This window comes from Nocardiopsis listeri, from assembly GCF_020741345.1.
Lineage (GTDB): Bacteria > Actinomycetota > Actinomycetes > Streptosporangiales > Streptosporangiaceae > Nocardiopsis > Nocardiopsis listeri_A.
Genome location: NZ_DYZD01000232.1, coordinates 1 through 6,929, shown reverse-complemented (window position 1 = coordinate 6,929; position 6,929 = coordinate 1). Strand labels below are relative to the sequence as shown.

The window sequence follows — 6,929 nt, the reverse complement described above, 5'->3', positions numbered from 1 at the left end:
GCCATCGCCCGATGGCGCAGCCGGTCCCTGGCGCGTTCGTGTCGGGCCCAATGGTGGGTGGTGCTGTCGTGTTGCAGCGCCGCCCGGGGGTCCGGCCACCCCGGGTCGGGGTGGAACAGGACTTGCGCGGTCCGGGCCGGGGCGGTCGGCCGTACCCTTCGCAGCAGGGTCCGGTCGGCCGGTGCGAGCAGCTCGCGGTGGGGCATCACCGCGTGCCGGGACACCTTCTCCACCACGTGCAGCCGTGTCCGGGTGGCCCTGGTGCCCCGAGGGTACAGGTCCACGCCCCACGGACAGGCGGTGGTGCGACCGAAGGCGACCACGTTCGCCGACAGCTCCGCCGACACCGGCAGCAGATCGCGGTCGGGGGGTGGAGCGCCCAACGGCACCGAGGGGTCCTCCCGGAGTCGAGACGGTGGGGGAGGTGCGCTGCGGGGGCGGGCGAACAACGGGATGCTTCCGTGGGGTACGACGTGTCCTCGCGTCATGTCTCAAGGTTCGGTGGCCCGGATCGCCCCGGCAAGCCCCGATCCCGAACCTGTGGATAACCGAGAACCCCCTGTTCAGAGGGGGTTCTCGGGTGTCGCTCCCGGGGCTACCGGAAGGGCGGTGGCCCGGCGGACACGTGGATGTGGTCCACGTGGTCCTGCGTCGGACTGCCCCGGTACCCGGCGGACCTCTTCACGCTCTCCCACGGTCCCACCGCATCCCGAGCCGGGTTCCAGATGTGGTAGTCGTAGATGATCCCCTTGACGTTCAGCTCCTGGTGGTTCTGGATGAGCCAGTCGATCACCTGGAGGGCGGTGGCGTGCATGTCCGGCGTCGGGGTCCCGCCCAGCTCCGCCATCATGTAGTCCACGGCCTGGCCGTACCCGTGGTCGCTGGTGGCCTCGTCGCGGTAGCCGCCCGCGGACAGGTAGAAGCCCGGGAACTGGTCGTTGAGCGCTTGGTGGGCGGCGCACATCTGCGGATGCAGGCCACCGAGGTTCTCGCAGTCCACGATCGCGCCTCCACCGAACACGGCGTTCGGATCGAACTCGTACTGACCCTCTTGGTCGACCAGGTGCACATCGAACAGCCCCGAGGCCTGCTCCGAGTCGCCCACGGGCGAACCGTCACAGTTCAGCCCGTCGTCGTCACGACCACAGGCCGCGTCGAGTTCGATGATCGCGATCGCCGCGGCGTTGCCGAAGGACGTCTCGCTCATGTCCTCCTCGCCCTCGCAGACGATGTCGTTCCAGTGCCGCGAGGCGTCCGGCTCCAGCTCCCGCTGACAGAGCGCGCCCCGTACCTCCACCCGGACGATGTTGCCGGAGCGGCCCATCACGTTGTCGCTGGCCCGGATGTCGGTGAGCACCGCTCCGTTCTCCCGGGCGAAGTCCTCCGCCCGGGACTCGGCGATCTCCTCGTCGTAGCGGGGCATCGGATAGGAGCCACCGGCGAGCTGGTCGGCCGCGCCGTCCCGCAGGGCGCTCACCGCGGCCAGGGCGGCGGCGTCCGCCGCGGTCTGGGCCTGCGAACGCTGGTCGTTGGCGAACCCCACCCGTACGAACAGAACGGTGAGCGCCAACAGGGCGATGGTCATGCCGAACAGCAGCAGGATGTTGGCCTGGCCGTCGTCGCGGCGTCCCTGGAGGTGCCGTCGACGCCGCGTTCGGGGTCGTTCGGTGCTGCGGAGGATACGTCGCATGCTGGTCCGGGGGGTCGTTCCCGCGGGGGAGCGGGGCGGGGGCTCGGGCGGGGCCGGACGCGGCCCGAGGGCCACGAGCGGCACGGGGACGTAGGCGACCGAACACGAATCGCACACACCCCCGCGCCGGGCAGCTTAACCCGGCCGGTTCCGTCGGTACAGGGTCGACCGGGGCATAGCGGCCGGTACCGGCTCGTCACCGCTGGTGGTGGCGGTGCCGTGTTGAACGGGTGACCATAGGCGGCCACAGACCGCATCGGGAGACCACCCATGGCACTCCCGTCACGTGGAGTCGGTCAAGGGGCCGGCGACCGACGGGTGGCGCCGTCGAGGATGTGCGCGATCTCCTGGGCTGCGGCCCGGGCCGTCTCGGTGTCGGTGGCCTCCGCGGCCGCCAGTTCGAGCCGGGCCAGTCTGGCCGCGCGCCGTGGGCAGTTGCGCAGCTCCACGAACACACCCCACCGGCGCAGGAACATGCGCACCGGAACCGGGTCGCCGGTGCGCGCACACAGGTCGCGGACGTAGCGGTGCTGGATGTCGAAGGTCGACAGCGCGTCGGGGGACACCCTGCGCACCGCGGCGCGCAGGGCCTTTCCGTCGGCCGGTGGTTCCACTACGGACGCCTCGGGGACCGCGGACGGTTCGGGGCGCAGTGGCTCACGGGACATTCGACTCACCTCTTCGCAGGTGGACCGGGGGACATGGATAGAGCATGCGCTGTTCCCAGGGGTGGGACAAGCGAGATCGCGGAACCTGTGGAAAACTCCCCGCTCGGTCGTTGCGCCCGTAAAAGCGGTGGCTCGCCCGGTGGGGCTTTGGGAGGAATGCTCCGGAACCGCCGCCTACGAACGTGCCGGAACGCGCCTCGACACACAGGACCGAAACTCTCCGTGAACGACTGTGCGCTGTCCGAAACCCCTTGCCGTGGGGAGTCGCGCTCGGCCGAATCCAGGCGAGTCGAGGGCGGCGTATTCTGCTGCCCAGGCGCGGACGTGGTCGAATCGGTCGAGGTACTCGGCCGCACCCCGCACGAGGGGTTGCCGCAAGCCGCGCGGGCTCGCCTCGGGACCCGCTCCGGCCAGGTGAATCTCCTGCTGAGAATCGTCCTGCGTCCCATCGACCGCACGCTCGCCTCAGAGCAGGCCAACGCGCGGGCGGGGGATCGGTGGGGCAGGCTCGACACCGCACTCCGATTCGGGGCGCCCCTGCCCGAACCCTGGTGGCCGTCACCCTGATCCACGGGTCGCCCTGATCCAAGAACGGGGCGCGGGTTCGACCACCCGCGCCCCGTCATTGGAGTTCCGTCGACCTTGCCCACCCGATCCCGGCCCCGTCAGCGGAGCCGGCGGTTCAGCCCGTCCACCAGGTGTACGTCGGCGACGGTCAACCGCACGTCTCCCGAGTCCAACGGAGCCACCGTCGCCGACCGCACGTACGTGGCGCGACTCCACGCGCGGTTGGTGCTCGGAAAGATCGCCTTGGCCCCCAACCGTCCCAACGCGCCCGGAGGCCCGGCCAACAGCCGCAGCTGCCACCGCGCCCGCCGGACCGTCGTCCCCAGGTAGTCGCCGTGTCGTAGCAACGGCAACCGGCCCACCAACCGTGCCTCCTCCTGGCCGGGCGCGGCCGCCACGGCCTCCAACGGGAAACGCCGGCCCGCGTCGGTGCCGCGCACCACCTCCAGCGCGTACGACACCCCCTCGGGCAACGGCGAACCCAGCAGAACCTCCAGGCGCAGTTCCTCCCCACGACGCCCGGCCGGACGGACCCGGACCGACTCCACCGGAATCGTCGGGGCCAACGGCGACGTCTTCAATCCCAACCGGTCGTTGATCGTGTAGTACGGGCGCACCTTGGTCCCCGTGCCGTAGGTGGGTTTCACCGACTGGGCGGCGTATTCGATGATCTTCTTGTAACCCACCACCCCGGACAGGTGCCGGCCCACGGTGCACTCGGTCCCGTCGGACAACACCAGCCGCAACTGCCACTTGTCGGAGTCGCCGTGCCGCCCGTGTGCGACCGACTCCGGGTCGATCACCGCCGTGAACTCGCCCCCCTGCGCGACCGCTGACGGGAACTCGCGGCGGGCCTGCGGCGAGCCGTGCAGTCGCACCACCATGCGTGCCCGGGCATCGGGCTGCGACCGGCCCAGCACCCGCCCCTGCACGGTGATGAGACCATCGGCGACCTCCACGTGTTCGACCTCGGCGTGGTGTTGTGAACTCCGCACCTGCAGTATCAGTCGACCCTTCGGGGAACGCGCGGGGATCACCAGGGACAGGCCGCTGGTGTGCGCGCTGGACAGCGGGAACCCGTACTGGTGGATGGTCACGTCCCGCACCGGGGTCTCCTCCCCGCCGGCCCGGTCCACGGCGCCCGTTCGGTCCGAGGCGCCATCGACCCGGCACACCTGCCAGGTCCCGGTGGTCAGGTCCAGCTCGGCGGCGTCCACCAGGACCCGACCATCGGGCCCCGGGACCAGCTCCACCCGCCGGTTCTCCGTGGCGAGCACCACCGCGTCCGGTACCCGCGAGTCACTCGGGTCGTGGACGTCGCCCGACTCCGCGCCCGGACCGAAGTCCAACTCCGTCACCCCGTCCGGGCCCACCTGGACCCGGCACGAGGCCGGTATCTCCGCCCTCGGCATCGGCAGGTGCAGGACCGGGTGCGCGGGCATGCGCGCCCCGGCCAGGTCGTGGAAGAGCTCCTCGTGCCGGCGCACCACGTTCACCGGGTCGAAGCGTTCCGAATCGCTCAACGCCGCCGCCGACATGCGTCGCCGCAACTCGTCATCGCCCATCAGGTGCGCCAGCCCCTCCGCGATGCCGGGGGCGGACTTGTTGGGGACCAGCAGCCCGTCCTCCTGGTGCCGGATGATCGACGCAGGTCCGTGCGGGCAGTCCGTGCTCACCACCGGCAGTCCCGACCGCATGGCCTCCACGATGGTCATCCCGAACGGCTCCTCACTGGAGGTGACCGCCGCGAAGGCGCCCTGGGCCCAGGCCTCCTCGACCCGAGGATGCGGGCCCATCAGCCACACCCGGTCCTGCAACCCCAGTTTGCCCACGAGCCTGCCGAGCGCCCCGCGTCTGCTGCCGCGCCCGTAGATGCGCAGCGTCCAGTCCGGGAACTCGTCGCTGACCATGGAGAACGCCTGTACCAGTAGGTCGTGGCGTTTGCTGGGGGCGAGTCGGCCCGCCGCGACGATGGTGCGGGTGTTGTGCCCGTTGACGGTGAACGGTGGCGCCGGCACCGAGTTGGGGATGGACAACAACCGCACTCCCGGCAGCGGCATCCGCTCGGAGTAGGTGCGCGCGTCGGCTTCGGTGACCGTGACGAAGGCGTCCAGGTGCGGGTACTCCTCCGCCATGACCCGGCGCAGTTCGTCGGAGTGCTGCTCGTAGGTGAGGTGTTCCTGGCCGACCTTGACGAGCCGCTTGGGCGCGGCCCGAGCGATCACCACGTTCAGCCCGGGGCGGGTGCCCACGACCACGTCGGCGTCGGTGGTGGCCAGGTACTCCTCCAACCTGTCGTCGGTGAGGCGGCTGTGCGTTGAGCCCCGGCCGTCTTCAGGAGGAAAGAGGAGCGGTGGCAGACCGGCGCGTTCCGAACCCTCGTACAGCGGACGCCCGCCCACCCCGGTGGCCTGGTCGTCCTTTTGTCGGATGTCGACCAGGGGGCGCAGGGTGACCTGGGCGGGGACGGGCAGGACGGGGTCCGCGCGGTGTCGGAACACCGAGACGATCTCCACCTCGTGCCGTGCCGACAGGGCCGCCGCCTGGTTGGCGACCGTACGCACGGTGCCGCCGATGCCGTACATGTCGTTGATCAGATAGGCGATCTTCACTGAGCCCCCATGTTCCGGCGCCGTCCTTCGCGCGTGTGCGAAGGACGACGCCCGTGTCCCCCTGCACCCACACCGAGCCGACTCTCCGAGCGGAGGTGGTGTGGGGATGAGCGATCAGATTATGAGGAGGAATGGGGGTAAAAGTTCTAATCTGTCCAGTACTGTCCGAAGATTTGCCGGTATCTGTGGGGGTTTTGCGGCGATTCCGAACAGCGGAAACCAGAGCGGCGAAAGCGGGTCGGAAAGTGCGGCTCGGGGGAGCGTGGACCGCGAGGCGAGTATGGGCTCCGGGGAGAGTGTGGGACGGACGCACGACAAGGAGGACACGACACGTGGTCGTGCGCCCGCCCACGGCACGGGAACCTGCAGCGATGCCCGTGGTCCGAGAACCCGCTCCCCTGCCTTTGCAAGGGGTGCTCGAAGAGACAGGGGAGCGGGGCGGAGACGGCACGGTGGATTCCGACTCGTCCGGTACGAGACCGGAACAGTTCCCGAACGACCCTCCGGGGCTCGGGAACCCCAGGCCGCGGAACCGTACCTACCGGGTGGGGCCCGCCCCCCACACCGGCGCCGCCTCCTGGTCCGAGATCACCCGCTGAGCGGGGACCGCGAGATCTGAGCGCCCTCGGTGGGCGAGATGGACCGCCGGACGGGGCCGACGGTGAGCGGCCGTCGGCGCACCCCGGTTTCGGCCTCGCCGGGAGGGAGAGGTGGGGGTGCATCGCCGTGCTTTGGGGGGTTTCGGACGGCGACCAGACTCAGCAGGGTCACCCGCTGGAGCGTTCGCGCCAGGGTGGCCGGGTGCCGCCGGCTCGGGCCTCGAGCCACCCGCTTGGGCAGGGGCGAGGTCGTACGCGGGGAGGCCGGCGAGACGGGTGCATCCGGTGCGGCGGCAGCGCCGGAGGTCGCGGTGGTAGGGGACAGATGGGAGGTGGGGGAGGTTCCGGGGGCTGAGGACATGTTGGGAGGTGTGCTGTCCAAGACGGTTCCTGACGAGTCGGGGGCTCGTTGTCGGACGGGCCGAGGGCGGATGCGGGGAGAAACACCCGTGGGTCCGTCGGGACGCGGAGAAGTAGGCCACTTCCTCATCCACCGAACAAACATTTGGTGGACGACCTACCTCTCATGTTTCATGCTTGGCAACGCTGCGTTGCCTTCGATGGACACTCTGCCGGATAAGAGGGAAAAAGTCGTGGCCCGAAGGTGACTTTCCGTGGCCGAATCTGGCCACGATGGGGGATTCGCAGGTCGCAGAGGGTGAGCGCCATCGATACGGCTGTGGTGCCCCCGTGCTGGGGTAGCCGAGCTCGGGCCGGGGCGCTTCCGGCCGAGGGACCGGGGAACAGTGAAAGGGCATGACCGAGAGCCCGGCGCATGGTCCTGTGGTCCGGG

The 6,929-nt window shown here is 70.2% G+C and carries 4 protein-coding genes and 1 pseudogene; 1 reads left to right on the top strand and 4 read right to left on the bottom strand.

From position 1 onward, the window contains the following. The 3 genes and pseudogenes from K8V84_RS12410 to K8V84_RS12400 all read right to left on the bottom strand — a co-directional run. A pseudogene (locus K8V84_RS12410) lies at positions 1–488 on the bottom strand (hypothetical protein); the annotation flags it as partial. 107 nt (positions 489–595) lie between these two features. Further along, entirely contained in the window at positions 596–1,690 is a 1,095-nt protein-coding gene (locus K8V84_RS12405) for a pilus assembly protein TadG-related protein (RefSeq protein WP_304074320.1), read from the bottom strand. Positions 1,691–1,986: 296 nt separating this feature from the next. After that, positions 1,987–2,358 (bottom strand): hypothetical protein, encoded by a 372-nt coding sequence (locus tag K8V84_RS12400; protein ID WP_304074319.1) that lies wholly within the window; start codon positions 2,356–2,358, stop codon positions 1,987–1,989. Between the two features lie 324 nt (positions 2,359–2,682). On the opposite strand from K8V84_RS12400, the gene K8V84_RS12395 reads away from it, so the two are divergent. Beyond that, complete coding sequence (locus K8V84_RS12395; protein ID WP_304074317.1) at positions 2,683–2,925, top strand: hypothetical protein; 243 nt, start codon at positions 2,683–2,685, stop codon at positions 2,923–2,925. Between the two features lie 98 nt (positions 2,926–3,023). Here the strand turns inward: K8V84_RS12395 and K8V84_RS12390 are convergent, their stop codons facing one another. Continuing rightward, the gene (locus tag K8V84_RS12390) at positions 3,024–5,537 is read right to left on the bottom strand and encodes a glycosyltransferase family 4 protein (protein WP_304074315.1); all 2,514 of its coding nucleotides are present in this window, start codon (positions 5,535–5,537) and stop codon (positions 3,024–3,026) included. Positions 5,538–6,929: the final 1,392 nt, after the last annotated feature.

Bases quoted from the DNA above. Each gene is read 5' to 3' on its own strand.
- K8V84_RS12405 (WP_304074320.1), bottom strand. From the start codon at position 1,690: ATGCGACGTATCCTCCGCAGCACCGAACGACCCCGAACGCGGCGTCGA.
- K8V84_RS12400 (WP_304074319.1), bottom strand. From the start codon at position 2,358: ATGTCCCGTGAGCCACTGCGCCCCGAACCGTCCGCGGTCCCCGAGGCG.